Origin of the sequence: Kribbella sp. CCNWLW201, assembly GCF_037203805.1 — a bacterium.
Lineage (GTDB): Bacteria > Actinomycetota > Actinomycetes > Propionibacteriales > Kribbellaceae > Kribbella.
The window spans coordinates 520,882-547,234 of sequence record NZ_JBBCBQ010000003.1; the positions used below are offsets into that span (position 1 = coordinate 520,882).

At 68.1% G+C, this 26,353-nt stretch carries 23 protein-coding genes; 7 read left to right on the top strand and 16 right to left on the bottom strand.

What is annotated here, in order from left to right:
- The first annotated feature begins 29 nt into the window (after nucleotides 1–29).
- Nucleotides 30–893, top strand: coding sequence for an alpha/beta fold hydrolase (locus tag V9K99_RS17885; protein WP_336999741.1), 864 nt, complete (start codon nucleotides 30–32; stop codon nucleotides 891–893).
- On the opposite strand, the gene V9K99_RS17890 is transcribed toward V9K99_RS17885, so the two are convergent.
- Entirely contained in the window at nucleotides 878–1,393 is a 516-nt protein-coding gene (locus tag V9K99_RS17890) for a GNAT family N-acetyltransferase (protein ID WP_336999739.1), read from the bottom strand. The genes V9K99_RS17885 and V9K99_RS17890 overlap by 16 nt on opposite strands.
- 36 nt (nucleotides 1,394–1,429) lie before the next feature.
- Here V9K99_RS17890 and V9K99_RS17895 point away from each other — a divergent pair, with 36 nt between their 5' ends.
- The 3 genes from V9K99_RS17895 to V9K99_RS17905 are packed head-to-tail and all read left to right on the top strand — an operon-like array spanning nucleotide 1,430 to nucleotide 3,415.
- Nucleotides 1,430–2,107 carry an alanyl-tRNA editing protein gene (locus V9K99_RS17895; RefSeq protein WP_336999737.1) on the top strand — a complete coding sequence of 226 codons (678 nt, stop codon included), beginning with the start codon at nucleotides 1,430–1,432 and terminating at the stop codon, nucleotides 2,105–2,107.
- A complete protein-coding gene (locus tag V9K99_RS17900) occupies nucleotides 2,104–2,661 on the top strand; it encodes a helix-turn-helix domain-containing protein (protein ID WP_336999735.1) in 558 nt (185 codons plus the stop codon). Before V9K99_RS17895 ends, V9K99_RS17900 begins: the two co-directional genes overlap by 4 nt.
- 43 nt (nucleotides 2,662–2,704) lie before the next feature.
- Entirely contained in the window at nucleotides 2,705–3,415 is a 711-nt protein-coding gene (locus tag V9K99_RS17905; RefSeq protein WP_336999733.1) for a nucleotidyltransferase domain-containing protein, read from the top strand.
- 1 nt (nucleotide 3,416) lies between these two features.
- Here V9K99_RS17905 and V9K99_RS17910 read toward each other — a convergent pair whose 3' ends face one another.
- Genes V9K99_RS17910 through V9K99_RS17920 form a run of 3 tightly spaced genes read right to left on the bottom strand, consistent with a single transcriptional unit; the run spans nucleotide 3,417 to nucleotide 5,308 of the window.
- Nucleotides 3,417–4,082 carry a hypothetical protein gene (locus V9K99_RS17910; protein WP_336999731.1) on the bottom strand — a complete coding sequence of 222 codons (666 nt, stop codon included), beginning with the start codon at nucleotides 4,080–4,082 and terminating at the stop codon, nucleotides 3,417–3,419.
- Between the two features lie 45 nt (nucleotides 4,083–4,127).
- On the bottom strand, nucleotides 4,128–4,802 hold the full coding sequence (locus V9K99_RS17915) for a hypothetical protein (protein ID WP_336999729.1): 675 nt from the start codon (nucleotides 4,800–4,802) through the stop codon (nucleotides 4,128–4,130).
- A complete protein-coding gene (locus tag V9K99_RS17920) occupies nucleotides 4,799–5,308 on the bottom strand; it encodes an RNA polymerase sigma factor (protein WP_336999727.1) in 510 nt (169 codons plus the stop codon). Before V9K99_RS17920 ends, V9K99_RS17915 begins: the two co-directional genes overlap by 4 nt.
- Before the next feature lie 172 nt (nucleotides 5,309–5,480).
- Between V9K99_RS17920 and V9K99_RS17925 the strand changes: the two genes are divergently transcribed.
- A complete protein-coding gene (locus V9K99_RS17925; RefSeq protein WP_336999725.1) occupies nucleotides 5,481–6,998 on the top strand; it encodes a TldD/PmbA family protein in 1,518 nt (505 codons plus the stop codon).
- A complete protein-coding gene (locus V9K99_RS17930) occupies nucleotides 6,995–8,404 on the top strand; it encodes a metallopeptidase TldD-related protein (RefSeq protein WP_336999723.1) in 1,410 nt (469 codons plus the stop codon). Before V9K99_RS17925 ends, V9K99_RS17930 begins: the two co-directional genes overlap by 4 nt.
- Before the next feature lie 130 nt (nucleotides 8,405–8,534).
- Here V9K99_RS17930 and V9K99_RS17935 read toward each other — a convergent pair whose 3' ends face one another.
- Complete coding sequence (locus V9K99_RS17935; protein WP_336999721.1) at nucleotides 8,535–8,963, bottom strand: DUF805 domain-containing protein; 429 nt, start codon at nucleotides 8,961–8,963, stop codon at nucleotides 8,535–8,537.
- 187 nt (nucleotides 8,964–9,150) lie between these two features.
- Nucleotides 9,151–9,819: a class I SAM-dependent methyltransferase gene (locus V9K99_RS17940; RefSeq protein WP_336999719.1), complete on the bottom strand. Its 669-nt coding sequence runs from the start codon at nucleotides 9,817–9,819 to the stop codon at nucleotides 9,151–9,153.
- 336 nt (nucleotides 9,820–10,155) lie between these two features.
- On the opposite strand from V9K99_RS17940, the gene V9K99_RS17945 reads away from it, so the two are divergent.
- Nucleotides 10,156–12,096, top strand: a complete 1,941-nt coding sequence (locus tag V9K99_RS17945; RefSeq protein ID WP_336999717.1) for an SCO7613 C-terminal domain-containing membrane protein — start codon at nucleotides 10,156–10,158, stop codon at nucleotides 12,094–12,096.
- Here V9K99_RS17945 and V9K99_RS17950 read toward each other — a convergent pair.
- From V9K99_RS17950 to gcvP, 10 genes are all read right to left on the bottom strand, one after another.
- Nucleotides 12,079–12,582: a hypothetical protein gene (locus V9K99_RS17950; RefSeq protein ID WP_336999715.1), complete on the bottom strand. Its 504-nt coding sequence runs from the start codon at nucleotides 12,580–12,582 to the stop codon at nucleotides 12,079–12,081. The two genes, V9K99_RS17945 and V9K99_RS17950, sit on opposite strands and share 18 nt — an antisense overlap.
- Before the next feature lie 97 nt (nucleotides 12,583–12,679).
- Nucleotides 12,680–13,711, bottom strand: coding sequence for a hypothetical protein (locus V9K99_RS17955; RefSeq protein WP_336999713.1), 1,032 nt, complete (start codon nucleotides 13,709–13,711; stop codon nucleotides 12,680–12,682).
- Between the two features lie 50 nt (nucleotides 13,712–13,761).
- Nucleotides 13,762–15,510, bottom strand: a complete 1,749-nt coding sequence (locus V9K99_RS17960; protein WP_336999712.1) for an IucA/IucC family protein — start codon at nucleotides 15,508–15,510, stop codon at nucleotides 13,762–13,764.
- Entirely contained in the window at nucleotides 15,507–16,799 is a 1,293-nt protein-coding gene (locus tag V9K99_RS17965) for a lysine N(6)-hydroxylase/L-ornithine N(5)-oxygenase family protein (protein WP_336999710.1), read from the bottom strand. Before V9K99_RS17965 ends, V9K99_RS17960 begins: the two co-directional genes overlap by 4 nt.
- Entirely contained in the window at nucleotides 16,796–17,326 is a 531-nt protein-coding gene (locus V9K99_RS17970; protein ID WP_336999708.1) for a GNAT family N-acetyltransferase, read from the bottom strand. The genes V9K99_RS17965 and V9K99_RS17970 overlap by 4 nt, the downstream gene beginning before the upstream one ends.
- Before the next feature lie 10 nt (nucleotides 17,327–17,336).
- Entirely contained in the window at nucleotides 17,337–18,974 is a 1,638-nt protein-coding gene (locus V9K99_RS17975; RefSeq protein ID WP_336999706.1) for an IucA/IucC family protein, read from the bottom strand.
- 28 nt (nucleotides 18,975–19,002) lie between these two features.
- On the bottom strand, nucleotides 19,003–20,493 hold the full coding sequence (locus V9K99_RS17980; protein ID WP_336999704.1) for a pyridoxal phosphate-dependent decarboxylase family protein: 1,491 nt from the start codon (nucleotides 20,491–20,493) through the stop codon (nucleotides 19,003–19,005).
- A 932-nt stretch (nucleotides 20,494–21,425) separates the two neighbouring features.
- Nucleotides 21,426–21,785: a YciI family protein gene (locus V9K99_RS17985; RefSeq protein WP_336999702.1), complete on the bottom strand. Its 360-nt coding sequence runs from the start codon at nucleotides 21,783–21,785 to the stop codon at nucleotides 21,426–21,428.
- A 370-nt stretch (nucleotides 21,786–22,155) separates the two neighbouring features.
- Nucleotides 22,156–23,457 (bottom strand): serine hydrolase domain-containing protein, encoded by a 1,302-nt coding sequence (locus V9K99_RS17990; protein WP_336999700.1) that lies wholly within the window; start codon nucleotides 23,455–23,457, stop codon nucleotides 22,156–22,158.
- On the bottom strand, nucleotides 23,454–26,300 hold the full coding sequence (gene gcvP / locus V9K99_RS17995) for an aminomethyl-transferring glycine dehydrogenase (protein WP_336999698.1): 2,847 nt from the start codon (nucleotides 26,298–26,300) through the stop codon (nucleotides 23,454–23,456). Before gcvP ends, V9K99_RS17990 begins: the two co-directional genes overlap by 4 nt.
- Nucleotides 26,301–26,353 lie beyond the last annotated feature (53 nt).

Consider the following 26,353-nt stretch of genomic DNA (forward strand, 5'->3'; position numbering starts at 1 on the left):
GAGATTCAGGTAGTAGGTACGCTCCGCTCGTGGACCACGAACTGCGCATCGGTGACCGGGTTGTGCACTACTCCCTGTACGGCGACCCGGCCGGCACGCCAGCGGTGTCTCTCACGGGCTCACCCAGCACCCGCTGGAGGCGCCCGGACGCCGTCCGGGTCATCGAGGAATCCGGCCTGTGCCTCCTCATTCCCGACCGCCCCGGGTACGGCGGATCAACCAGGCAACCAGGTCGCACAGTCGCCGATGTGGTCACCGATGTGCAGGCACTGGCCGACGCGCACAACTGGGATCGTTTCGCGGTCACCGGAGGTTCGGGAGGCGGCCCACACGCACTGGCCTGCGCAGCCCTGCTCCCTTCTCGTGTGACGCGTTGCGCCGTCAGCGCATGCATAGCCCCGCCTCTCGTCGACGGCCCGGAGCCGGGCGTGGACGAGGCGGACCCACGGCGGAACCACACGTCCTGGTTGGCCGCCCGCGGCGAGGAGCGCATCCGGCCTCTCTTCGAGGAGACCGCCCGCAGCATCATGGCTGCGGTCGAAGCCGGCGGGCCTGAGTTTCTGCCCGACCCGCACTCCCCCGCGCCACCGGCACCACCTGCCCGCGACGACCCGGAAGCGATGGCCCGTCTCACTGCGACCTTCGTCACGAGTCACGACGGCTGGGTGGACGACAACATTGCCTTCGCGACCGAGTGGGGTTTCAGCCTCACCGACATCCGTGTCCCGACCAGCATCTGGTTCGGTTCCGCCGACGGCCGCGCCCGCAAGTACGCCGACCTCCTCGCACCGGAAATCCCGCACGCCGAAGTCATCCCGTACACCGGCGGCCACATCCAACCCGCAGCTGCCTACCGTGACCTGCTGCGCTGGCTCATTCAGAGCGGTAACTGATAGCGGCTCACCCAGGTCGTGGGACCGTCGCTCTCGCGTTGTCCGGGTGCGCCGCCGACTGGGACGTCGCCTTGGTGGTGGAAGCCTCGGGACTCGTAGTAGGAGCGGAGACGGGTGTTCGAGGTGACGCAGTCGAGGCGGAGATAGGTGCAGCCGAGAGCGCGCGTGGTGGCGACGGCCCAGTCGAGGAGGGCCGCGCCGAGGCCGGTTGCTGAGCGGCGGACCGCCATTCGATGCACGTAGCCCGCGGTGCCTTCGAGGTCAGACCAGAGGGGGTCGTCCCAGTCGAGGGTGATCGTTCCGGCGACGACACCGTCGAGGCGGGCCAGCCACGTCTCACCGCGTTCGATCGCGGGCTCAACCCATGCGGACTCAAAGCGATCCGGCCATTGGTCGATGCCGGAATCCCGGAGCCAGGCGGCTGCCTCGTCCAGCACGGTGAGTACGTCGCCTACCTCCGCCGGCGTCGCGGACTCGAGGGTCAGCCTGTTCTTGCGCACACCCGGCAGCTTATCAGCGTTTGATATAGTGAACGTATGGTTTGGCAGATTGCACCGACGATTGAGCAGCAGGCGACCTACCTCGAGGACAGCTATCTGACCGAGGTGGTGACTCGGGTCGTAGCGGTCGAAGATTCCGGGAGCCGGATTGCTGTGCGGGAGAACGTGTTTCATCCACAGGGTGGCGGCCAGCCGGCGGACCGTGGGTGGGTCGGTGAGTGGCCGGGCTCCCCGGTCCGGGGCGATGACGGACTGGTCTATCTGGTGGCCTCCGAGCCGACCGAGTTGAGCGAGGGCGACGTCGTACGGGCGCGGGTGGATGCCGAGCTTCGGTTGCTGCATGCGGCGCTGCACACCGCTGGGCACGTGGTGGACGGGGTGGCTCGGGCCGAGGGGTGGATCTGGGCGGGGAACAGCCACTTTCCGGGGCAGGCCCGGATCGAGTTCACCTCGCCCGACCCGGTTGAGTTGGCGGGCGCCGCCGAGCGGATCCAGGCTGGTGTGGACGCGGCGATCGCGGCCGATCTGCCCGTGACTGCGGTGGCGAACGCCGGGCACCGGGTCGTGCGGGTCGGGGACCTGCACGAAGAGCCGTGCGGTGGGACCCATGTGCGGAGTCTCGCGTCCCTGGCGACCGTGACCATCACCGGCGTGAAGGTCAAGAAGGGACGCGTGCGCGTGTCCTACACGGCGACCCATCGGCCGCTGCGATGACGAGGTCCGTCAGCAGTGCAGCCGCGGCCGCGGGCATGCAGGTACTGCGAAGGCGTCAGCAACGCGGCATGAGTCAGGCCGAGCTGGCAAGGCGGACTGGCCTGAGCAAGGCGACGCTGTCCCAGCTCGAAGCCGGTACGAGCAACCCGACGATCGACACCCTCGACGCGATCGCGGTCGCCCTGGCGCTCCCCCTCACCGACCTCCTCACCCGTCCAGCTGACTCCGGCACGCTGCACCTGCAGGCGACCGCAGCCGACGGTGACGGGCCTACCAGGGAGCTGCTTCGACGCATCAGCGGCGGCAACAGCCTGGAGATCTGGCGACTCCGTCTGCCACCCAAGACCTCAGTAGACGGCGTTCCGCACGCCCCTGGCACCAACGAGCATCTGCTGGTCTCTGCCGGTCAGCTGTCGGCCGGACCGTCCGGTGACCTCCGCCAACTCGGCCAGGGCGACCTGCTGGCGTTCGCCGGCGACGCACCGCACAGCTACCACACGACGGACAGCTCAGCCGACGTCACAGTCGTCATAGCCTCACCCGTCCACGCCTGAAACCCAGTGGCAGCCCGACAGTCCACAGCCGGACACTGGACTGATGGTGAACGACGCGGCGGAGGTCGCACGACAACTGGTGGCAGAGCAGTACCCGGACGCGCGGGCGGCGTGGCTGGGCGGCAGCGTCGTACGCGGTGACGCCTCCTCCACGTCTGACCTCGACATCACTGTGCTGCTGAGCGGTCAGCCGGCTCCGATGCGACGGTCGCTCGAGTACGGCGGCTGGCCGGTCGAGCTGTTCGTGCACACCGAGGAGTCATTGAGGTACTTCTGCGGCAAGGACCAGCAGCGTCGCCAGCCGACCATGATGCGGCTCGTTGGCGAGTCCGTCGTACTGCTCGACACAGATGGTTCCGGCGCCCGGCTGCAGCAGGCGGGCCTAGAGGAGGTGGCGGCCGGGCCTGCCGCGTTGACGACCGCTGAGCTCGACCTCCTTCGCTACGGAATCACCTGTCTGCTGGACGACTTGGCTGACGCATCGACGGACGACGTGCGGACTGCTCTCGCTTCAGTGCTCTGGCAGGACGCGGCTCGGCTGCTGCTCACTGGCGCGCGGCGCTGGTCCGGCACTGGGAAGGGTCTGCTGCGGGAGCTCAAGGCGTACGACGAGGTGCACGGGACAGACCACGCAGGTGCTTTGCTCGCCGGTGTCCGGGACACCGCTGCGTTGGCCGAGGAGGTGGACGGCATCCTCGATCTGTACGGCGGGCGGCTGTTCGCCGGGTTCGAGCTGGCCGCTCAGCCCGTGTGACTCACTCCGCGTCGATCAGCTGCCAGTCGCGGCGCTTGGGCAGGAAGCGTACTGCGATCAGTGCGATCACCGCGCCGAGCAGGACGCCCGGGATGGTCCAGCGCCAGCCGGTGAACGCACTGGTCGAAGCAGTCTCAGTCGATGTGGTCGCGGCCGGCGGCTCGGTTTCCGGTTCGGTCGCGGCCGGTGCGGGTTCGCCGGCGATGTAGGTCGGACCGCCGTACGACGGCTCACCGTTGCGCTGGCCTGCGAGCAGGTGCAGGGAGCCGAGCAGCTTCAACAGGTTGACGGGGTCGGCGGGGGTGTGCCAGGTGGCCTGTTCCGGCATCCCGGAGCCGCCCATCGACTCTCGCCGGGCAATCCAGGGACCGCCCGGTGCATCCGGGTAGATGACGTCCTGGCGCCAGACGGCCATGTCGTGGATGAGCCAGGTGGCGCGGACGAAGCTGCCGACGGCATGCCGGTCATCGCCGTCCTTACCTCGCGATCCCACCGCTTCCGTGAGTCGCTGGAGCGCGGCGTACTGCGGATCCTCGTAGCCGATGGCAACCAACTTGGGCGGGCTGCTGAGCAGCACGCTGGTGGGCCCGCCGGCGTGGGCGGGAGTGGTGCCGAGGGCGGCAACCGCGAGCAGGGCGACGAACAGAGCAAGAGTACGGCGAACCATGGCAGGCCTCCTTGAGCAGACTCACCCCTGGTACACCGCCGAGGGCTAGGAGGTTCCCTGGGCGAGTTGCGCTGCCCGCGCCTTGTCGGCAACGCCTTCGAGCCGGAAGGTGACACCCGCCCGGACCCACACCAGCGTGGGGCCTGCCACGCGTACGCGGCGCTCGACTCCGGCAGAGTCGACCAGCACGAGCTCATGCGGTGTGTCGAACCAGTAGCCGTTGACCTCCGGTACCTCCTGCAGGCTCCCGTAGTACTTCTTGAAGTACAGCGGTGACACCTCGGCCCGGAACTGCTCCAGCCGTACGCCGTCCCACCCGATCGCCACGAACGCCTGCGACGCCTCCACACCCTTGGGCGCCCCCAGCTCAGTCGGCAGGGCCGGCTTGAACCCGGCGACCCGCTCCGCCTCCTCCAGCGACAGCTGACCGGTCACGGCGGGCGGTGCGGTCGGTGCACTGGTCGGCGCGCTCCCGACAGGTTGTGCCTGCACTCCCCCGATGTTGAGCCACTCCGCCACCGTCGCACGCACCGGAGGCGTCGCCACTGCGCCCGCGACCAGCACGAGGAACAGGGCCAGGAAGGTCCGCCACCGGTCCCGCAGCGATCGCCGTACAGGCAGATCGGCCACCCGGGACAGCACTGCAGCCGTCAGACCCTCGTCTGCCGGAGGTACGACGGCAGAACGGCCGAGAGCCCGTAGCTCGTCGTCCAAGCTCATCGCTGCACCTCCTTGTCAGGCAGAGAGTCCCGTAGACGGCCCAGTGCACGGTGCAGCCGGGACTTGACCGTCCCACGCGGCCAGCCGAGCACCACGGCTGTTTCCTGCTCATCGAGGTCCAACAGATAGCGGCAGGTCACCACCAGCCGGAAGGACTCCGGCAACGACCGCACAGCCTCGAGCAGCTCTCTCCGCCGCTCCAGCGACACAGCCTCCTCCGCAGGGTCCAGTACGACGTCAAGCGGCGCAGCCAGCTCCTCACGGTGGGCCCGGCGGCTGCGGGACCGCTGAACGTTCCGCGTCTCGTTGGCCACGATCCGCAGCAACCAGGGCCGGAAGGACGCTCCGGTCCGGAAGCTCCCGAGCGCCCGGTACGCCTTCACGAACGACTCCTGCACCACGTCGTCCGCATCCGCGCCGGCGCCGAGGAAGACCGCCGTACGCTTCGCCACCTGGGCGTGCAGCACCACCAGCTCGCCGTAGGCGGCCGAATCCCCACCCCGCACCCGAGCCAGAACCTCCGCCTCGTCGATCCCGCTGATCGCGCCTCCTGTCCACCCCCACAGCGCCGAGCGAAGCGAGGCTAGCCTCCCGCCGCGCCGAGCGAAGCGAGGCCGTTTGGTGTCATTGTCTCTACACCACAGGTCGCGGGCAGGTTCCGTGTATAAGGTCGACTTCGTGCCAGAAGTCGACGCGAGCTTCCTCGCCCTTCCCCGTCATGAGCTTGCCGAGGCCGCCCTGCAACGGGCCAAGGACCTCGGTGCCACCTTCGCCGAGTTCCGGCTGGAGCGGATCCGGTCGGAGTCCATCGCGCTGCGCGACAGCCGGCTGGAGAACGCCAAGGACGACGAGGACCTCGGCCTCGCGGTCCGGGTCATCCACGACGGCACCTGGGGTTTCGCCGCCGGCGTCGCGCTGACCAAGGACGAGGCCGTCCAGGTCGCCGAGCAGGCGGTGAACATGGCCCAGGTGTCGCGGCCGATCAACGCCGAGACCATCGAGCTGGCCGACGAGCCCGTCTACCACGACGTCACCTGGGTCTCGTCGTACGAGATCGACCCGTTCACCCTGCCGCGGGCCGAGAAGGTCGCGCTGCTGACCGATTACAGCGACCGGCTGCTCCAGGCCGAGGGCGTCGCCCACGTGAGCGTCCACGTCGCCTCGATCCACGAGTGCAAGTACTACGCGAACTCCGCGGGGACGTCGTACACCCAGCAGCGGGTCCGGATCGGGCCGAAGATCACCGCGTTCGCCGTCGACGCCGAGACCGGGCGGTTCGACTCGATGAGCACCTGCGCACCGCCGGCCGGGCGCGGCTGGGAGTACCTGACCGGCACCGGCTGGAACTGGGACGAGGAACTGGCCCAGATCCCCGGCTGGCTGGCCGAGAAGATGGCCGCGCCGACCGTCGAGGCCGGCACGTACGACCTCGTGATCGACCCGACCAACCTCTGGCTCACCATCCACGAGTCGATCGGCCACGCCACCGAGCTCGACCGCGCGCTCGGCTACGAGGCCAACTACGCCGGCACCAGCTTCGCCACCACGGACAAGCTCGGCACGCTGAAATACGGCTCGCCGATCATGCACGTCACCGGCGACCGCACCGCCGAGCACGGCCTGTCCACCGTCGGGTACGACGACGAGGGTGTGGCCGGCCAGCAGTGGGACCTGGTGAAGGACGGGGTCCTGGTCGGCTACCAGGTCGACCGCCGGATGGCCAAGGTCAACGAGGACCTCCTGGGCACGGCGCGCTCCAACGGCTGTGCGTACGCCGACTCGTCCGGTCACATCCCGATCCAGCGGATGGCGAACGTGTCGCTGCAGCCGGCCGCCAGCGGCCCGTCCACCGAGGAACTGATCTCCCGGGTCAAGAACGGCATCTACATCGTCGGCGACAAGTCGTGGTCGATCGACATGCAGCGGTACAACTTCCAGTTCACCGGCCAGCGGTTCTACAAGATCACCGACGGCAAGCTCGACGGTCAGCTCCGCGACGTCGCGTACCAGGCGACCACGACCGACTTCTGGGGCTCGATGGAGGCCGTCGGCGGCCCGCAGACGTACGTCCTCGGCGGCGCACTGAACTGCGGCAAAGCCCAGCCCGGCCAGTCCGGTGCGGTCAGCCATGGTTGCCCGTCAGCCCTGTTCCGCAGCGTCCGCATTCTCAACACCACGCAGGAGGCCGGCCGGTGACGACCGCCATTCAGCTCACCCCGCAGGACACCATCGAGCGGGGTCTGGCCCTGGCCGCGGCCAAGGGCGCCGACGGCTGCGTCGTCATCGTCGCCGAGACCTCCAGCACCAACCTGCGCTGGGCCAACAACACCCTCACCACCAACGGCGCCATGCGTGGCTCCGGCGTGACCGTGATCGCCACGGTCGGAGCCGGCGAGGGTACGGCGGCCGGAGTGGTCGGCCGCTCCTCGGTGACCGACGCGTCATTGCGCGAGATCGTGTCGGCCGCGGTGGCGACCGCGCGGTCCGCGAGCCCGGCCGAGGACGCCCGCCCGCTGATCGACGGCACCGTCAGCACCGACTGGGACGAGGAACCCGAAGAGACCACGGTCAGCGTCTACGAGAAGTTCGCGCCGGCACTCGGCGACACCCTGAAGCGGGCCGGCCACGAGAACCGCTGGCTCTACGGTTTCGCCGACCACCAGGTCATCACCCTGTACGTCGGTTCGTCGACCGGACTGCGGTTGCGACAGGCACTCCCCCGCGGCTTCGTCACCGCGACCGGCAAGTCCGGTGACCTGAGCCAGTCCGCGTGGGTCGGCGCTGCCACCCGCGACTTCACCGACATCGACGCGCACGCGATCGACGCCGAGCTGACCCGTCGACTCGGCTGGGCTTCGCGGACGGTTTCGGTCGATGCCGGTCGGCACGCCACGGTGTTGCCACCAGCTGCCGTTGCCGACCTCACGACGTACCTCTTCTGGTGTCTTGACGGGCGGGAAGCGTTCGAGGGGCGCAGCGTCTTCGCCAAGCCGTCAGGTGGAACGCGGGTGGGTGACGTGCTGTCGCTGCAGCCGGTCAACCTGCGATCGGACCCGCACCTGCCCGGGCTGGAGACGTTTCCGTTCGCGGTGGCCCGGTCGTCCGGTGGTTCGTCCAGCGTGTTCGACAACGGGCTCACGCTGAACGCGACGGACTGGATCCGTGGCGGCAAGCTCGAGGCGCTGATGACGAGCCGTCGTACCGCCGACCTGATCGGCGCGCCGGCGGCGACGCCCGATATCGACAACTACATCCTGTCGGTGGACGGCGCGACCGGGACGACCGACGACCTCGTCGCGGGCCTCGACAACGGACTGCTGCTGACCTGTCTGTGGTACATCCGGATGGTCGACCCGCAGACGCTGCTGCTCACCGGGCTCACCCGGGACGGTGTCTACCTGGTCGAGAACGGCGAGGTGACCGGTGCCGTGAACAACTTCCGCTTCAACGAGAGCCCGGTCGACCTGCTGGCCCGTTTCACCGCGGCCGGCGCGACGGTGCCGTCGTTCTCCCGCGAGTGGGGTGACGACTTCTCCCGCACCGCAACGCCGCCACTGCTCATCCCGGACTTCAACATGTCAAGCGTCAGCCAGGCCAGCTGACTCTTTTATCCACAGGGAAATCCACATTTCCGAGGGTTTCCACAGGTGGTTTCCTCAAGGGTTTCCGCAGGCAGCGAAACGCCCCGCGAACCGGCGTCTCTCACCGGGTTCGCGGGGCGTTCTGCGTGGATCAGACCGTCGGGTACCCAGGCTCGGCCGGACCGGCCGGACCGCCGAAGCCCTGGCCGCGCTCGGCCGCCTTCGGGTCGGGACCGTACTGGTTGTCACCGACCGTGCCCTCCTGGGCGGCCAGCACGATGAACCAGATCCAGCCGATGCAGGGGATCAGATAGACCAGGACCCACACGCCGCGACGGTTCGTGTCGTGCATGCGCCGGATGGAGACACCGATCAACGGCAGCAGCACGGCCAGGTAGTAGATCGTCGACAGCCAGCCGCCGCCCGTGCGGCCGCCGAAATCCGTCCCGATGATCCGGTCGATGATGGACAGGATGATCCCGACGATCGTGTTGAAGAGCACGAACATCCAGAACTCTTTGCGCCGGGCCCGCCCGTCGAACACGGCGTACTTCTTGATGACGTCGATGTACCACTGCATTGCTTTTCTCCGATGGTCGAAGGTGAGACGCGGACAGAGCCTGTCGGAACCGATCGGGTTCGTCAATGCAACATTTCCTTTTGGTGACCACACCGCAACCTGGCACGCCGCAGCTAGAGTGAACTTCACCTTTTCGGAATCACGCACAGCTAGAGCCGGCTCCAACTTCCCGGCGGAGAGTGCCGAATCAGCTTGCAGGGTTGGGCTTCGCGAGCGCGACCCGCCACATCCGGCGGGCACCTTCCTCGTACGGCGTGGTGTCGTCGACCCGCCAGCGGTCGGCCAGTTCGCCGATCAGCGCCTCGTCGAAGAACCGGCCGGCGAAACCGTCGTGCACCGACAACCCGTCCGCCAGTTCCTGCCAATGACCGGAGCACGGGTCGTCGGCCGACCAGACGGCGTACACGAAAAGCCCGCCGGGACGCAGGACGCGATGGATCTCGCCGACGAGCGACCGCAGCTCGGCGCGGGAGAACGCCATGTTCAGCAGGATGTTCGCGAACACCGCGTTGACGGTCGCGTCGGCCGGCGGGAGCGGATCGCGGACGTCGTGCAGCGCCGCGGTGACCCGGTCGTCGAGTCCCTCGCGCTGCGCCTCCAGCCGCAACTGGTCGAGCGCGGACTCGCTGAAGTCGGTGGCGTGCACGCTGAATCCCTGCTGTGCCAGGAAAAGCGCGTCGCGGCCCTGCCCGGCGCCGAGCTCGAGCACATCATCGATGCCTGCGGCACCGAATACGCCGGCCGCCCAGCGCGCCGCCGCGGACGGCTCGGTCCCGTGCAGATGCGGATGCTGCTCGTACGCCGTCTGCCAACGTTCCTGCTGAGCCCTCGCGAGCTCGACATGCCCAGTGTTCATGTTGCTCCCCGTGTTCGTCACGCCGGTCTGGACGACCGGCAGACCGCAGCAGCCTACGTCACGAATTGAGTAGACGTACTCACGCGGCCACCCGTTCCGGCTGGCGATAGTGAGGTGAGACTCAGGAGGATTGCCATGAACGCGCATGTCACCGCACCGTTCCAGTGCCCGGCCTGTCACACGCTGCTACACCTCAGTGTGCAAGCAGGCCCACAACCTGCGCCGCCCCCTCCGCTACCTGTCCCGCCGCCCGCACTGGCATACCAGCTACCCGCGCCGTTCTACCCGCCTCCTCCCCCGCGCGGTATCCCCGCACCACCTGTGCCCTCACGACCTGTGCCCGCACCGCAGGCGCACCCCGTTCGCCGTCCTGCTGCGAGCTTCCAGCCTCTCCCGCCGCCTCCTCAGCCAGTACGGCGTCCCGCACCGCACCGCCGCCGGCTCAGTCCACAGGCCACACTGCTCAGCCTCGGCGTACTCCTGCTGCTGGCGGCCGGCGTCACCTTCCTCGCCGTCAACTGGGACAGCCTTCCCGTCGCCGCACAGGCAGGCATCATCGGCACGCTCGCCGCCCTCGCCTTCGCCGGTTCCATCCCAGCGAGCCGTAGCTCCCTCGCCGCATCGGCCGAAGCCCTCGCCATCCTCGGCTGCGGTCTGCTCACCGTCGACCTGTACGGCGCCCGCGCCCTCGGCCTGATCTCGAAGGATGCCGTCGACGGCCTCACCTACAGCGCGATCGTCTTCGGGACCGTTGCCCTGGTCAACCTTCTGATGACCAGGCTGGCCCCCACAGTGGTCACGTACGGCGTCACCACAGTGATCGCAGGCCAGCTGCCGTTGCCGTTGGTCCTGATCGACCGGGTCAGCCTGCCTTGGCTGCTCGCCGCTCTGCTCGCGCAGGTCGTCGTCACCCTCGTCCTGTCCGCCAAGGGCACACCGATCGTCCGTCGTGCCGGCTCGATTACATCCGCCATCGTCTTCTGCGGCATCCTCGCCACCGGCATGATCCGGACCTTCTCGGGCCTGCTGACCAAGTACTCGATCGACTACCGCGACTTCTTCGGTACGGCGTTCACCTCAGCGGAACTCCGGACCGTGATCGCCACTACCGCGGTCGTCTGTCTCGCTGCTGTCACCGGCATCCTGATCCTGCGGAAGCGACCGCTCCCGTCGTCCGTCACCTCGGGACTCGGCGAGGCCGTCTGCACGATCGCCGCCGGCTTCGCGGTCGCCACCTGTCTGCCGCAGCTTCCCGGTCCCGGCCGCTGGTTGACTACCGGCCTCGCCACGGCCCTCGCGATCACGGTCATCCTGCGCAACCGCCGTACCGGAATGATCTCGGTCGTCCAGCAGGTCGCGACCGTCACCGTTGCCTCGGTCAACCTTCTGTTCTGCGCGTGGCAGGCCGACGTACGGCAACTCGGGTTCATCGCCGGCATCGTCGCCGTACTGGCCGTCTTCGCGGCGCTCCGCAAGGTGGTCGACGCGGTCCCGGCCGCCGGGGTCGCAAGCCTGGGTGCGCAGTTGGCCGTGGTGCTGTTCACCATCGACGAATTCATCAGTCTGTGGGCGGGCGCGGTCAGCCTCGCCGTGGTCGGCGCGTGCGGTATCGGCCTCGCCTGCCGGTACGTCGGCCAGCCGCTGGAACGAGTGTTGATGTGCTCGGCGGCGAGCGCCGTTCTGTCGGCCGAGATCGTCGCGGCAATGGTCTCCGCGGACGCCGGCACCGGTGTCGTCCTCACCATCGCCGCCGCGCCCCTGGTTGCCTATGGCATGAACAGCGCCCGCCGCCCCACCCTCCTGGTCGCCGGTCTGCTGCTGATCATCGCGAACACCGCATTCGTCCTCGCCGCCGGCGGTACGACGATCGAGTGGTTCACGGTGCCGCCGGCGATCGTGATGATCGCGATCGGCATCCTCGCCTGGCGCGACCAGCCAAGCTGGGTCTACCTCGGCCCCGGCCTCCTGATCGGCCTGGTCCCCTCAGCACTGATTGCCGACGGCAACGACAACTGGATCCGCGTCACCCTCGTAGTCGCCGCCGCCCTCACCGTCATAGTCCTCGGCGCCCAACTAGGCCTGCAAGCCCCCTTCATCATCGGCGCCGCCGTCCTGGCCAAAGTCGGCATCTGGCAATTCCTAGAGGTAGCCCCCCTCATCCCCCGCTGGATCACCCTAGGCACCGCCGGCACCATCCTCCTAGCCGTAGGAGCCACCTACGAACGCCGCCTAACCCAAGCCAAACAAGCCGCCCGCTGGCTATCCGCCCTGCGCTGACCGAAGCTTCGCTGCGATCGCGCGGTCGAGGATTTCGTACCGCGGCCAGACCTCCACCTGAGGCAGCTGCGCCGCCGGCGTCCTCCACTGCGCGACGTAGTCGATGTCGTCGGACCGCAGCTCGTCCTGCCCCGCGAGGAGAAACCGCTGAGCCCGGAAGTACTCGATCTGATCACAGGTGATGTCGATGATGTAGTGCCCCGGCGCTTCCAGGTCGTCGACCTCGACCCAGCAGTGATCCGGCAACGATTTGGCGGCATCACCTGTGGAGACCACCTCGCCGCAACAGAATTCCGCCTCGATCCCGTAGCGCTGTGCCAGCTCGAGCACGATCCAGGCGGAACTCGGACCACATTGCCCAACCGGAGACATCCGCACGAACTCGTAGTCCGGGTGAATAGTCTGCGCCGACCAGCCGGACTCGATGATGTCCCTGAACTCGCCGAGCTGAGCCTTCAGCGCGGCAAGCGTGAGCGTGGTCGACAAAGTTTCTCCTACCTCCGAGGACGTACTGCCAGGGCATTCTACGGAGCGAACTCCAGGCGGTCAGACGAGGAAGACGGTTGCCGGGTTCCGCCCGCGCTCAGCTCGATGAGCTGAACGCAGCCCCGCTCACAGCGAGCAGACCGGCGCCGACCAGGGCGGCGACGATCCGGAACGCCAGCGGAGAGTCGTCGCCCAGAATCGCCGGCAGGGCGACCAGGACCGCTCCTGTGCTGGCCGCACCCAGCCGCCGGAACATCCGCGTCTTCGACCGGCTGACGACCAGCGGCAGCCGGACGTACGCCGGGATCGTCGTGGCAGCCGCGTTCTCACTCGCCAGGCTGATCGTCACCCGGGACAAGGTGTCGAAGTTCTCGGCGGCCAGGTGCAGCCAGAACTCGACCCGGTCGTACCGGAGCGCGACGTCGTACACCTCGTCAGACGCGTTCCGCAGGCTCGTGCCGCCCGGGGTACAGGCCAGCTTGAACCCGGCGTCCGATGCGTACTGCTCGGCGAAGATGTACGTAACGACCCGCAGCGACTGACCGTCGATCGTCTCGATCTGGCCGTCCTGGTCGAACCGCAGCACCTTGTTCCGCTTGGTCTCGATCGGGGCGACCCGCAGGAAGTAGGACTTCTGGAAGGTGGGATGCAGAGCCAGCCGGCGCGCGATGCCCAACCAGCGCTCGTCCATCCGGTCGGTGACCTCCGCCGGCATCGGCGGGAAGGTCGCAGTGGCGGGACGGAAGACAGTGTCTGTCGTCAGTTCGCCCTTTGTGACCCGGCTCAGTTCGACGAGCTCGGGCAGCGAGGTCGGATACCCGTCCAGATCCGGATATCCGCCGATGCGCAGCTTGAAGATGTACATCTCCGCGACGCACTCGGCTTCGACCACCGTGGCATAGCGGACCGGCAGCACAAAGGGATCCGCGCTGCGACTGGAGGAGAAGCCCAGCAGGGCGCTGCTGCCCTTGGCCTGCCGGTCGCGCACCGCAGCCTGCAGCCCCGGGGTCACCCACTTCTGGTCGTAGCGGAACTGAATGACCGATCCCACCGGCGCCGCGAGCACAGTCTGGATGTCCTCGGCGTACCGCCTGCGGTCGTCGGACGAGAGCAGCAGGAAACTCACCATCGATCCCCCTCACGGTGCATCCGTGATTTCTACCCCGGAAGTCGCGGGTCCTACCAGGGGCGTTGGGGTGAAATGGCGCGCACGTTCGACAGCGGGTTCGGGATGGTGCCTGTGGAGGGGATGGGTGGGCGGGTGTCCAAGTCGGTGTAGCCGAGGGTTAGGCGGTAGCCGTTGAGGGGGTAGCGGGTGAAGGTTTCGCCGAGGAGGGCGGTGGCGTTCAGGCGGTCGGCGTACTCGGGGTGGGTTTGGGTGTAGAGGTCGATTTCGCCTCGGGTTAGGGCCCAGAAGGTGTCTGGGTGCATCAGGCCGGTGTCTTGGAGGAGGTTGGCCAGGGGGTTGAGGACGCCGAGGAGGAGGGCGTCTACGAGGTATTGGCGGAGGATGTGCCAGGGCTTGCGTGGGAGGACTCGGTGGTGGGAGTCGGGTTCGATGCCTCGGGCATGGACCTGTTCGGTGGAGATGTTGATGTCGTCGACGAGGTCTTTGATGGCTATGCGGGTGGGGAGGCCTTCGGGGTTGCAGATGACGGCCAGGTTTTCGCCGTGGGGGTTCACCGTGATGCCGTAGTGGTGCATCAGGTGGAGGAGTGGGCGGAGCAGGGCGGACAGTAGGTGTGAGACCCACTCCTGGGGTTCGGCGCCGGACTTTTCGATGAGGGTCTGGACGAGTGGGCCTTCTGGTGTGGTGTGGAGTACGGCGGCCAGCGCCCAAGCAGACTCGTCCGGTCGCAGCCTTGGGTCGAGTGGGTCGCGCCAGATACAGCCGAGTGTTTCGGTCCACTGGTAAGGGATGCCGGGTGCACTCGAGAGTTGCGGGTGGCGGACCGTGACGGACGCGACCTCACCGAGCAGTTCGGTGCCGAGCCGGCCGAACACCTCGTCGCGGTACCACAGGCCGCGCAGCCACTGGGTGATCATCGGCGCCGCCAGAGTGCAGTGCTCGGGGATGCCGCGATACACGGAGGTGTTCAGGATCTTCAGCGGCAGCTTCACCTGGTAGCGCAGTGGCTGGGTAATGTTCACCATCGTCCGGATCGACTGTGTGGGCAGGTACTCGTCCGGCCCCTCACCCAGTACGACGATCTCCCCGCTGGCCAGCTCACGCGCCCACTGCGTGCGTACGACGTGGTCCAACTGCCACGGATGACACGGCAGCCACACATACGAGTCCGGATCGACCAACTGCCCCCGAAAGGCCTCCAGGACCTCAGGACCCAGCTCACGCCCGACCACCGAGTGCTCCGACAGGTCCGGCGTACCGCGGAACTCAGCAAGCCCACGACGTACGGCGAGCCACACCAGTCGCAGCGGTGTACGTGCCTCCGGTGCGTACCGCAAGCTGTCCTCGGCCGAGAACCCCAACCGACCCTTGTTGGCCACCAGCAACGGATGCCCGGTCAGATGTCCTTCCAGCCGACTGTGGTGCAGTCCCAGCAACTCAGAGCGGTCCACCGCAGTAGCAGCCATCCGCACGTCGGCCGCCAACGTGCTGGCCAGCTCCGCCACGTACCCGGCCACAGTGGACCCGTCCAGACCGAGTACGTCGGCCGCTTCGACCAGGAACTGCACTGGGTCAGTCGCGACCTCGCTCTCGTCGTTGCCCAGGATGCCGGCAGTGGTACGGCGTACTGAGTCCGGAGCCACCCGCCAGCTACCGAACGCGCCACGGGTCGCCTCGAACGAGTAGGACACCGGCCCGAGGTCGAGGCGATTGTCGACCGGCTGCAGCAGGTTCTCCGTGCAGAACTGGGAGATCAGCTTCGCCAGCAGCTCTGACGAGCAACGAGTCCAGTCGCTCATCCCGGAATGGCGAAGCTTGTGAAGGCGGTGGACTTGGGTAGACGGAACACCTCACGCCCCGCGACCGCGTTCAGGATGGTGGCGTTGCGGATGGCTCCGATGCCGAGGTCTGGTGCCGCGACGCCATGACTGTGCAGGTCGGCGTTCGAGACGAAGAGCCGGCCGGTCAGCGCGTCGTCGGTCTCGACACTGTGGTCCCTGTTGATCACCCAGCGCCCGGCGGCGTCTCGTCGTACCCGGTCTTCCAGCGCGGTCATGAAGGGCAGTGGGCGGTTGCGGTAGCCAGTGGCCGCTACCACCGCGTCGCAGAAGTGCTGGAAGTTCTTGCCGCTGTCAGAGTGGTGCAGCGTCAGCTCTACACCGTCTGCACGAGCCACAGCCGACACCACAGCTACACCGCACTGGAGCTCCACCGGCGCGACAGGACCAGCACCGAGGTCGCGCTGGTAGAGCACGTCGTGGATGTCGTCCAGCGTGTCCGACGAGATGCCCTTGTAGTGCCGCCACTGCTCCTTGACCAGCTTGTCGCGCGCCGACTCGTCCAGTGCGTGGAAGTAGTCGACGTACGACGGTGTCGTCATCTCCAGCACCAGCTTCGAGTAGTCCAGCGGTGCGAACGACTGCGTACGCGTCAGCCACGACACAGCAGGCCCACCCTCGGCGTTGGCGCGCAGCAGGTCGAGTGCGCACTCGGCACCCGATTGACCCGAGCCGACGACGGTGACTCGTCCTGCACGCAGTAGGTCGTCCCGGCGGAACAGGTAGTCGGCAGAGTGCAAGAACCGCTCCTCTGGCAGCCCGGCGAGTGCAGCCGGTACGGCGGGTTCCGTGCCGACACCGACGACCAGATGGCGAGCTGCAAAGGTCTCGATGGCTTCACCCCGCTCCACGGTCAACTCGAACACCGAGCCGTCCCAGGACGCGTCCCTGACGTGGTGACCGAAGTGCAACGAGTCCAACTGCGCCGCGCACCAGCGCAGATAGGCCTCGTACTCACGCCGGGTCGGGTGGAACTTCTCCCGCACGTAGAACTGGTACAGCCGGTCGTTGTCGCGCAGGTACGACAGGAACGAGAGCGGGTGCGCCGGCTCGACCAGACTGACCAGGTCGGCCAGGAACGACACCTGCAGCATCGCATCGTCGAACATCAGCCCGCGGTGCCAGGTGAACTCCGGGCGGCTGTCCAGCACTGCGATGCGTACGTCGTCCACACCGTCAGCCAGCGCGGCCAGTCCGAGGTTGAACGGCCCACAGCCGATCGCGATCACGTCATAAGGGGCGGTACTCATGTGATGCCTCCACGGTCCCGGGTGCGGACCATCAGTAGTGCTGTCTTTTCGGGGAGCTGTAGCTCTCCTTGCCTGACGAAGCCGGCCGCGGCGAATGCGCGGACGGACGGCGTGTTCTCGATGTCGGGCTCGGCCACGACCCGGCGGCAGTCCGGATCGGTCCCCAGCAAGGCGTCGGCGAGCGCTCGCAGTAGCCGGCGTCCGAGCCCTCGGCCGATTCGCGTGACATCACCGATGGCGACGTGCACTCCCCAGTCGTGCTCGTCACTCGCGTAGTACTCGGCCAACCGGTCGTGCCTCACCCGGTAGAGCTCGACGTACCCGAAGTCTTCAGAGTCGACCGCGGCGACACAGGGGATCGAGTGCTCCCCCGCGGTCTGTTCGCTCAGCTCCTGCGCCCACCGCTCGGCCGGCCAGTCCTGATGCCACCACCGCTGGATGTGCGGCTGCGCCATCCACAACGCAATCGTGGCGGCGTCCGAAGGCGCGGCGGGTCGTAGGTCGAAGCCGTTGTCCAGATGCAACATCGGCCCGACCTCACACTGCACGATCACCGAGCCGGAGTGGGTTGGGGATATCCAAGTAGACCGACTGCGCGTCCAGCGGCGCGACCACCTCGTCGATACCGCGCAGCCGCGTCAGCATGTTCGCCTTGCAGGGCAGCTTGTCGGCTTCGAGCCACCTCCGCGCCAGCCGGTCGCCATCAGGACCAGCAGCCTTCAGCAACGGCAACGCCAGCGTCAGCCGGTCTCGCACCACGCTCAGCAGCTCGCGCTCATCGGCCAGCCCGTCATACGCCAGGCACCCCGCAACAGCCAGAGCCTGGTTGTGCAACAAGTAGTAAGTCAGTCGATCGTCGACAATCGGATCATCGACAACCGCGAGCGTCGAGTCCCGCAAGCCAGTGACAGCCAGGAGCCCACGCAGGTACGACGACGCCAGGTAGTACCCCTGGTTGTCGCGATAAGCCCCACCCTTGATCCGCCCAGCACCGTCCAGTCGCACCAACGTGTTCTGCTGGTGTGCCTCCAGTCCGATACCCGTCTCGGCGTACAGGTGCAGCATCGGCACCAGCACATTGTCGATGTACGTCGCCACCCAGCCGGCCGGGTCCTCAGCGGCGTACTCGCTCAACCGACTGACCCCACCGGGCCGTGGCGCGACCAGACCGGCCAGGCACGCGTAGCTGTCGACGTCAGCAGGCACCTCGCGTACGGCGACGTCCAGGCCGGTCAGCGTCGGACCACCCTCGTCCAGGGCGACCCACGCCGGATCACGGACGATGGTGAATCGCGGGTGTGCGGTCGCCGTACCGGCGTTGTAGGCCGCGTCCAGCAACCTGTTGATCTCCAGACCGCGGCGTAGCTCGGTCGGCGTCGACTCGCGGCGTGAGTTCGTGATGCGTAGTCCCAGTGACAGCTTGAGCATCACCGGCAGGTCCGGGTGGTACACCGTCCGCAGGCTCGAGGTCGGGTACCACTGCGCTCCCTGCGGACCGAGCGCCTTGACGCGACCTGCGGAGATCAGCTCGGCCACCCGCGGGCGCTGAGCCACCGCAGTGGCCTGCCACGGGTGCGCCGGGATCAACACCCGGCCGGCCGACGGAGTGATACCGGCCAGCGCGCCCATCAGCTGCAGGGCGTCCAGTCCCTGCAGTGAGGGCGCGCCGGCCACCTGGTCCGACGACACCAGCTCGGCGTCGGCTTCGAACCAGTGCACCGCGAAGCGGCCGCCGAGCTCGGGCGAGTACGCCGCCAGTTCGTCACCGCTCAGTCTGTCCCGGCTCTTCGGTGCCGGGTGGTTCAAATGACCGAACAGCAGCGCCTGCTCGACCTCCAGGAAGCGACCCGGACCACGCTCGCCGTCAGCCTTTGAGACGAACAGCTCGACATTGCGGACCGACTCCGCCGTCCGGGCCGCGAGATCGTCGACCTCGGCCGGATCCGCGTCAGCGGACAGCAACCTGACCAGATCCTCCGGCGCAGGCGGCACCCCGTCCACCAGTACGTCGGTGAACTCGTGCAAGCCGGTCCGGGACGCGTGCTCGACCCGCGCCGTCACGGTCGACTCGCCGACCGAAAAGGTCAGCGGCCCGACAGCGACCGGGACAGGTGTCTCCCGGGTGTAACACCGCAGGATCGCGTTCAAATGGGCAGCAACTGCAGTCGAGGTCATAGGGCCTCCCGCCCGGCCAAAAGCACTGTCACGCCGCTCCTTCGCCACTTTCCGCCCGGACGTCGAGGCCAGTGGCCACGACCTGGTCGAGCAGGTCCTCGATGTCCGACACGGTGGCGTTCGGATTCAGCAGCGTCAGCTTCAACGCGACCGCCGCCGGGCGGCCGCCGCGGGCCGGCAGCTTGGTCCGGCCGATCAGCACCCGTCCAGACGTCAGCAACCGGCGCCGGACCTCACCCTGGACGGCGTCCTGGGACACCGGCTCCAGGCCCTGCCCGGCGACCCGGAACAACACCGTGGTCAGGGTCACCGGCGCCAGCAACTCGAGGTTGCTGTCGGCAACGACTCTGGCTGCGGCGGCGTGCGCGAGCTCGTGGCAGGTGTCGAGCATCTTGCCCAGTCCGGCCCGTCCGTATGCCGTCAAAGTGGTCGCGACTTTCACCGCGTCCGGGCGACGGGTCGTCTGCAGGCTCCGGCCCAGCAGTCCGTCCAGACCGGAGTCGATGTCGTCGGCCGGGTTCAGGTAGTCGACCGAGCGGCCGAAGGAGGCGAACCGGTTCTTGTCCGCCACCAGCAGCACACTGGTCGCGGCCGGCTGCCAGCCGATCTTGTGCAGGTCCAGCGTCACCGAGTCCGCATGCGACAGATCGGCCAGCAGCGGCGCCAGCTGGTCGGAGAACAGGGCACCGAACCCGTACGCCGCGTCCACGTGCACCCAGGCGCCGTACTGCCGGGCCAGCGCCGCGATCGGCGCGATCGGGTCGACCGACCCGAAGTCCGTCGTACCGGCTGTCGCGACCACCGCGACCGGGGTCCGGCCCGGCTTGGCCAGCTCGTCGGCGAGCACGTCGGCGCGCATCCGGAAGTTCTCGTCGGAGGCGATGGTGACCGCCGCCTCCTCCCCGAGCCCGAGGGCGGCGCAGGCTCGCTGGACCGAGAAGTGGGCGAGCTCGGAGCAGAACACGACCGGGTGATCGAGCCCCTGCAGGCCGTTCCGCCGTACGTCGACACCGGTCGCGGCAGCCGCGCTGTCCCGGGCGATCAGGACGGCGAGCAGGTTCGAGATCGAACCGCCGGGGGTGAGGACGCCGTCCGCCTCGGGACCGAATCCGGCCAGCCCGGCCAGCGCCTTCACGACCCACTGCTCGATCGCCAGCGTCGCCGGACCTGAGTCGTACGTGTCCATCGACGCGTTGCTCGCCGAGGCCAGCGCATCCGCATCCACCGCCACCTGAAGAACCGGCGGCTGCAGGTGGGCCGCCGCGTGCGGGTGGCTCAGATCGATCCCGTTCTCCGCCAGCAGCCCCGCGATCAGGTCGAGCGCCGCCGATTCACCGACGCCGGTCGAGGGGATGCGCGGCTCCCCCAGCAGCTCGGAGGTACGCCGCAGTACGTCGGCGGGCCGCCCGGCGGGCAACGGACCCCGGCCCGGATCGGTGACGGTCGTGGCCATCGGCCAGGAAAGGAACGGGCTGCGCACCGGGGCGGGCAGCGCAGTCAGACGCGCGGGTTGCGGCATCCAGATCTCCCGAAGAAGTTGTTAGGTAAACCTTAGTAAGGCAGACCTAACTTAGTCTGGGAGCGCAGTACCGTGTCAACTCCGCTGCGTGGCGGTCCACTAGCTGAAACCCCAACTCCTACAAGGAATCAATGACCGTACGCCGCCCACGCCCACTACGAATGTGGCGAGCTTCACGTGGCCGATCTCCCGCCCCACCCTCACCACCCGTAACTTCTCTCCCCAATCCGGCGGGCAGCGCGTGGAAGGCCTCAGGACTGGCAAGGGGCCGACGTCAGGCAAGAACTCCGGCGATGCCTACTCGCGCTCCGACCGAGGAGCCACTGCCCAGTGGGGGTCGACGGTCCAGCCGAGTAGCCGTCGTCCACCGGAAACGGACCGGCCGGTGCCGTCGAAGCGGCGGCCCTCCATGACCGCCGCCAGACCGTCGACGCCGCAACTGCCCCACCGCGTAAGCGGGAGACGCCGTCACCCCTGCCTCGTCCGGCACAAGACACCCCCGTTCTCTCAACCAGACCTGGAGGCGAGGATCGAACTCGCGCCCTCCCGGTAAGCAGCCGGGTGATCTACCCCTGATCTACTCAATGCAGCGCGCCACAGCCTAGCGACGCTTCAGGTGGGTGGCGACCTTGCCGCGATCCGCGCTGTCATGCCGGTGAGCGGGCGAGGCATTGGCTGCCGATCAAACCGTCCAGGAGGGATCGAGTTCCGAGCATTCCGCGACCTCATCGTGGAACGGCTGCCGTTCCACGATGAGGTCGCGGTCGACCATCAGGCGTCAGGCGCTCTCGGCGAAGCGCACGCCCGGTACTGGCATGGCACTGGTACCCGAACGAGGTTTCTTCGCGAGGTACTGCTGGTGGTGGTCCGTACAGCACGTAAGAGAGCCGCGCTGATGTTCCTCACCGTCTGGACCGAGCACGGCGATGGAGTCACTCGGCCCGAGGCCGCGGCTTGAAGCGGCGAACCTCATGCGGCCAACCGCATGCCTCCGCGACCTTGCCCGCCCACATCTTGGCGGCCTCGTCATCGGCCACGTCCACGAGAGCGAACCCGCCCAGATACTCCTTGGTCTCGACGTATGGTCCGTCGGTGATCAATACGTCGCCACTGGTGGGGTCGGCGCTGTAGACCGGGCCGTCCTCCTCCTCCAGCCCCCCGGCGAAGACGTAAACGCCGGCAGCCTTCATCTCGTCCACGACCGCCCTGGCGAGTGGCCCGCGCCCGCCGAACCACTCCTCGGTGTGGTCGCCCACCCACTGTTGGTTGAAGTAGATGAGGTACTCGGGCATTTCTGCTCCTTCGGCTCGAGCGGACCCGCTGTCCGCCTCTACTTACGCTACGAACGGCGTCCGGTGGATCCGACAGGCGGTCGGCAAAGTTTCCACGGGACCTCCGCCGTTCGGCCCCCGCGCAGGCGCCATGTATCCCTGTTCGCGGTGATCATCCGCCCCCGCCATCGGCTACGCGTATCCCAACCGCACTCATCTGCCGCGATCCGCGCGCTCATGCCGAGTTGAGGGCGTTGGTATGCGGGCGCCGCCGGTCCCGACCGAGCCATTCCTGGGACTCACCCACCGCAGCGGGCGACGGAACCCGCGGCGGTGCTCGCGCTCCCGGCGCCGGTTCGGGGGACCTCGGCCAGCCGGTGACCCTTCGGAGTCAGAGGCCGTACGGCTCGCGCGTGAGAACGAAGGTCGCGAGGTTCAGGTGCGTGATGGCGATGCCTTCGCGCACCACACGTAGCTTCTCGCCGGCGAAATAGCCGTCGCGGCCCTGGTAGAGGTCGGGACCGAGTGGCGAGAAGCGGGAGGTCAAGGCGCCGGTCAGTTGCAGGATGCCGCCGGAGACACTCATCGTCACCGGCGAGTTTCCCCAATACCAGTGGCCGAGGAGGTCTTCGCCCTGGTCGAGCGTCGGCTCCGGCACCCACTCCTGCGCGACGACCGGCTCGTGCGCGACCAGGATGCGGAGAAGGTCCGGCGGTAGCGATGCGACCTTGCCGTAGGTCGCGTTGCCCAGGGTCACGGCGCCGATGCGGCGAACGCGATCGACGAAGAGGCCGGCCAGGAAGCCGGGCATCGAGCCGGTATGGCCGATCAGGAGGCACGGGTCGTCGGCGATCAGCCGGAGGCCGAGCCCGTACGACGCGGTCAGTCCCTCACGTGGATCAGCGGCCGACGGGGCCGCCATCTCCTCGACCGTGTCCCGGCTGAGCACCTCGTACACCGGATCGATCCAGAACACCGCGTACTTCGCCAGGTCCTCGATCGTGCTCCAGAGTTGCCCGGCCGGCGCCATCGCACCCGAGTCGTACGCCGGCTCAGCGACGAGCTGCCCGCTGAACGGATGCACCGAGAAACCTTCCGCGGCGGCGCCCGATGGGAAGTACGTCGTACGCCGCATCTCCAACGGGTCGAGAATGCGATCCTGCACGAGGTCGAGCCAGGACGCACCGCGCAACCGGGCGACGATCTCGCCGAGCAACCCGTAGCCGAGGTTCGAGTAGTGGTGCCGGCGATCGGCCGGACCGGCGGCCTGCGACTCGTCCATTGCCGCGGTCAGCTGCTCGAACGAGACCCCAGGGTTGCGTTCCCACCAAGGGCCTTCCGGCTCGGCGTTCATGCCGCCGGAGTGCGCGAGCAGGTGCCGGATCGTCCTGTCCCCGAACGCGATCCCGGGCAGATGCTTGCCCACGGCATCGTTCAGCGAGAGCAACCCGTCGTCGCGGCACTGCAGCACCAGAACAGCGGTCAGCGTCTTCGTGATCGACCCGATCCGGTACTGCACGTCCGGACCGGGCGCACCACCGTCCGCCGTGGCGAACTGCCCGCGCGACCCGGTCCACACCAGCGAACCGTCCCGGACCACCCCGGCGTTCACCGACGGCAACTTCCATTCGCTCTGCGCCGCCGCGATCTCGGCGTACAGAGCGTCGGCGGTGTCAGGTCGAACTGAAGTCACTCAAAGGCCTCCGGGGCTGGGCAGGAGCAGATGAGGTTGCGGTCACCGTAGGCGCCGTCGATCCGGCGGACCGGCGGCCAGTACTTCGACGCGCGGTCGACCGAGCGCGGGAACGCGGCCTCCTCGCGAGTGTAGGCGTGCTCCCACTTGTCGTTGATCACCGACTCGGCGGTGTGCGGCGCGTTCACCAGCGGGTTGTCCGCGGCCGGCCACTCCCCCGCCGCGACCCGGTCGATCTCGTGCCGGATCGCGATCATCGCGTCGCAGAACCGGTCCAGCTCACCGAGATCCTCCGATTCCGTCGGTTCGACCATCAGCGTGCCGGCCACCGGGAACGACATCGTCGGCGCGTGGAAGCCGTAGTCGATCAGCCGCTTCGCGACGTCGTCGACGCTGATCCCGGTCTCCTTCGTCATCGGCCGCAGGTCGAGGATGCACTCGTGCGCGACCAAGCCGTTCTCGCCGGTGTACAGCACCGGGAAGGCGCCCTCGAGCCGCTTCGCCACATAGTTGGCCGTCAGTACGGCGGCCTTGGTCGCGGCGGTCAGACCCTCGGCACCCATCATCCGGATGTACGCCCACGAGATCGCCAGCACACCGGCCGACCCGAACGGCGCGGCGCTGATCGGGCCGACCCCGGACTCCGGCCCAGCCTGGTCCAGCAGCGGGTGGTTCGGCAGGTACGGCGCCAGGTGCGCAGCCACCGCCACCGGTCCGACACCGGGACCGCCACCGCCGTGCGGGATGCAGAACGTCTTGTGCAGGTTCAGGTGGCTGACGTCGCCGCCGAACTCACCGGGCCTGGCCAGCCCGAGCAATGCGTTCAGGTTCGCGCCGTCGACGTACACCTGGCCGCCGTGGTCGTGGACGATCCGGCAGACCTCGGTGACGCTTTCCTCGTACACGCCGTGCGTGGACGGGTAGGTGATCATGATCGCGGCCAGCTTGGCGGCGTGCTCGGACGCCTTCGCGCGCAGGTCGTCCAGGTCGATCGTGCCGTCGTCGTTGCCCTTGACAACGACAACCTTCATCCCGGCCATCACCGCGGAGGCGGCGTTGGTGCCGTGCGCACTGGCCGGGATCAGGCAGACGTTGCGGTCCTCGTCGCCCTGGGCCCGGTGGTAGCCCCGGATCGCGAGCAGGCCGGCCAGCTCACCCTGCGAGCCGGCGTTCGGCTGGATCGACACCTTCGCGTACCCGGTCACCTCGGCCAGCCAGCGCTCCAGCTGACCGATCAGCTTCACGTATCCGGCCGCGTCCTCGATCGGCGCGAACGGGTGCAGGTCGGCGAACTCCGGCCAGGTGACCGGCTCCATCTCGGTGGTCGCGTTCAGCTTCATCGTGCAGGAGCCGAGCGGGATCATGCCGCGGTCCAGCGCGTAGTCCTTGTCGGACAGCTTGCGCAGGTACCGCAGCATCGCGGTCTCCGACCGGTGCGTGTTGAACACCGGGTGAGTCAGGTAGTCCGACGTACGACGGACCGCCTCGGGCAATGCCGTCGTACCGATTGAACCGTCGTACCGGAGGTCGAAGGCGTCGCAGACCGAGCGGAGGGCGTGGGCGTCGGTCTTCTCGTCGCAGGAGATGCCGACGTGGTCCGCGTCGACGAGGCGGAGCCAGACGCCGTTCTGCCGGGCGGCGTCGACGACGTCCGCGGCACGACCCGGGATGCGGGCGAGCACGGTGTCGAAGAAGTTGTCGTGGACAACCTCGACGCCACCGTCACGCAGAGAGGCGGCCAGCTTGCCGGCGTAGTCGTGGACGCGTTCGGCGATCGCCTTCAGTCCGTCCGGTCCGTGGTAGACGGCGTACATCGACGCGACCACGGCGAGCAGGACCTGCGCCGTACAGATGTTGGAGGTCGCCTTCTCGCGCCGGATGTGCTGCTCGCGGGTCTGCAGCGCCAGCCGGTACGCCGGGGAGCCGTCGGCATCCACCGAGACACCGACGAGGCGACCCGGCAACGACCGCTCGAGGCCGGTGCGGACGGACATGAAGCCGGCGTGCGGACCGCCGTAGAACAGCGGTACGCCGAAGCGCTGCGACGACCCGATGACGATGTCGGCACCGGCCTCACCCGGTGCCTCGAGCAACGTCAGCGCGAGCAGGTCCGACGCGACCGCGACCAGGGTGTCGCGCTCGTGCGCGGCGGCGATCAGCGGCTCGAGGTCGCGGACCACGCCACCGGAGCCCGGGTACTGCACCAGGAAGCCGAAGAAGTCGCCCTCGGGCAGACCGTCGGTGGTGTCGGCGACCACGACCTCGATACCGAGTGCCTCGGCCCTGGTCTGGACCACCGCGATGGTCTGGGCGAAGCAGTCCGCGTCGACCAGGAACCGGTCCGACTTGCTCTTCTTGTTCGACCGGTGGGCCAGCGTCATCGCCTCGGCGGCCGCGGTGCCCTCGTCGAGCAGCGACGCGTTGGCGGTCGGCAGGCCGGTCAGGTCGGAGACGACGGTCTGGAAGTTCAGCAACGCCTCGAGCCGGCCCTGAGAGATCTCCGGCTGGTATGGCGTGTAGGCCGTGTACCAGGCCGGGTTCTCGACCAGGCGGCGAACGATGACGGACGGGGTGAAGGTGCCGTAGTACCCCTGGCCGATCATCGAGGTGGCGACGTCGTTGCGGGCGGCGAGCTGGCGGAGCTCGTGCAGCGCGTCCACCTCGGAGGCCGGGTCGGGCAGCCGGAGCGCCTCGGCGGACCGGATCGACGCGGGGACGGCGGCATCCACCAGCGCGTCGACGTCGTCGTACCCGAGTAGCTGGACCATTCGCGCGACCTCGTCCGGGCGCGGCCCGATGTGTCGGTCGGCGAACGTGGCGGAGATTTGCGGTTCGGTGGTCATCGAGAGGCTCCGTTGCTGACAGTGCTACCGGTCGCCTCCCCCTCTGTCACGCA

What these genes read in the sequence shown, in the direction of transcription:
- V9K99_RS17895 (WP_336999737.1), top strand. Translation starts at nt 1,430, where the DNA reads ATGGTTTGGCAGATTGCACCGACGATTGAGCAGCAGGCGACCTACCTC.
- V9K99_RS17900 (WP_336999735.1), top strand. Translation starts at nt 2,104, where the DNA reads ATGACGAGGTCCGTCAGCAGTGCAGCCGCGGCCGCGGGCATGCAGGTA.
- V9K99_RS17905 (WP_336999733.1), top strand. Translation starts at nt 2,705, where the DNA reads ATGGTGAACGACGCGGCGGAGGTCGCACGACAACTGGTGGCAGAGCAG.
- V9K99_RS17910 (WP_336999731.1), bottom strand. Translation starts at nt 4,082, where the DNA reads ATGGTTCGCCGTACTCTTGCTCTGTTCGTCGCCCTGCTCGCGGTTGCC.
- V9K99_RS17915 (WP_336999729.1), bottom strand. Translation starts at nt 4,802, where the DNA reads ATGAGCTTGGACGACGAGCTACGGGCTCTCGGCCGTTCTGCCGTCGTA.
- V9K99_RS17935 (WP_336999721.1), bottom strand. Translation starts at nt 8,963, where the DNA reads ATGCAGTGGTACATCGACGTCATCAAGAAGTACGCCGTGTTCGACGGG.
- V9K99_RS17940 (WP_336999719.1), bottom strand. Translation starts at nt 9,819, where the DNA reads ATGAACACTGGGCATGTCGAGCTCGCGAGGGCTCAGCAGGAACGTTGG.
- V9K99_RS17955 (WP_336999713.1), bottom strand. Translation starts at nt 13,711, where the DNA reads ATGGTGAGTTTCCTGCTGCTCTCGTCCGACGACCGCAGGCGGTACGCC.
- V9K99_RS17960 (WP_336999712.1), bottom strand. Translation starts at nt 15,510, where the DNA reads ATGAGCGACTGGACTCGTTGCTCGTCAGAGCTGCTGGCGAAGCTGATC.
- V9K99_RS17965 (WP_336999710.1), bottom strand. Translation starts at nt 16,799, where the DNA reads ATGAGTACCGCCCCTTATGACGTGATCGCGATCGGCTGTGGGCCGTTC.
- V9K99_RS17970 (WP_336999708.1), bottom strand. Translation starts at nt 17,326, where the DNA reads ATGTTGCATCTGGACAACGGCTTCGACCTACGACCCGCCGCGCCTTCG.
- V9K99_RS17975 (WP_336999706.1), bottom strand. Translation starts at nt 18,974, where the DNA reads ATGACCTCGACTGCAGTTGCTGCCCATTTGAACGCGATCCTGCGGTGT.
- V9K99_RS17980 (WP_336999704.1), bottom strand. Translation starts at nt 20,493, where the DNA reads ATGCCGCAACCCGCGCGTCTGACTGCGCTGCCCGCCCCGGTGCGCAGC.
- V9K99_RS17985 (WP_336999702.1), bottom strand. Translation starts at nt 21,785, where the DNA reads ATGCCCGAGTACCTCATCTACTTCAACCAACAGTGGGTGGGCGACCAC.
- gcvP (WP_336999698.1), bottom strand. Translation starts at nt 26,300, where the DNA reads ATGACCACCGAACCGCAAATCTCCGCCACGTTCGCCGACCGACACATC.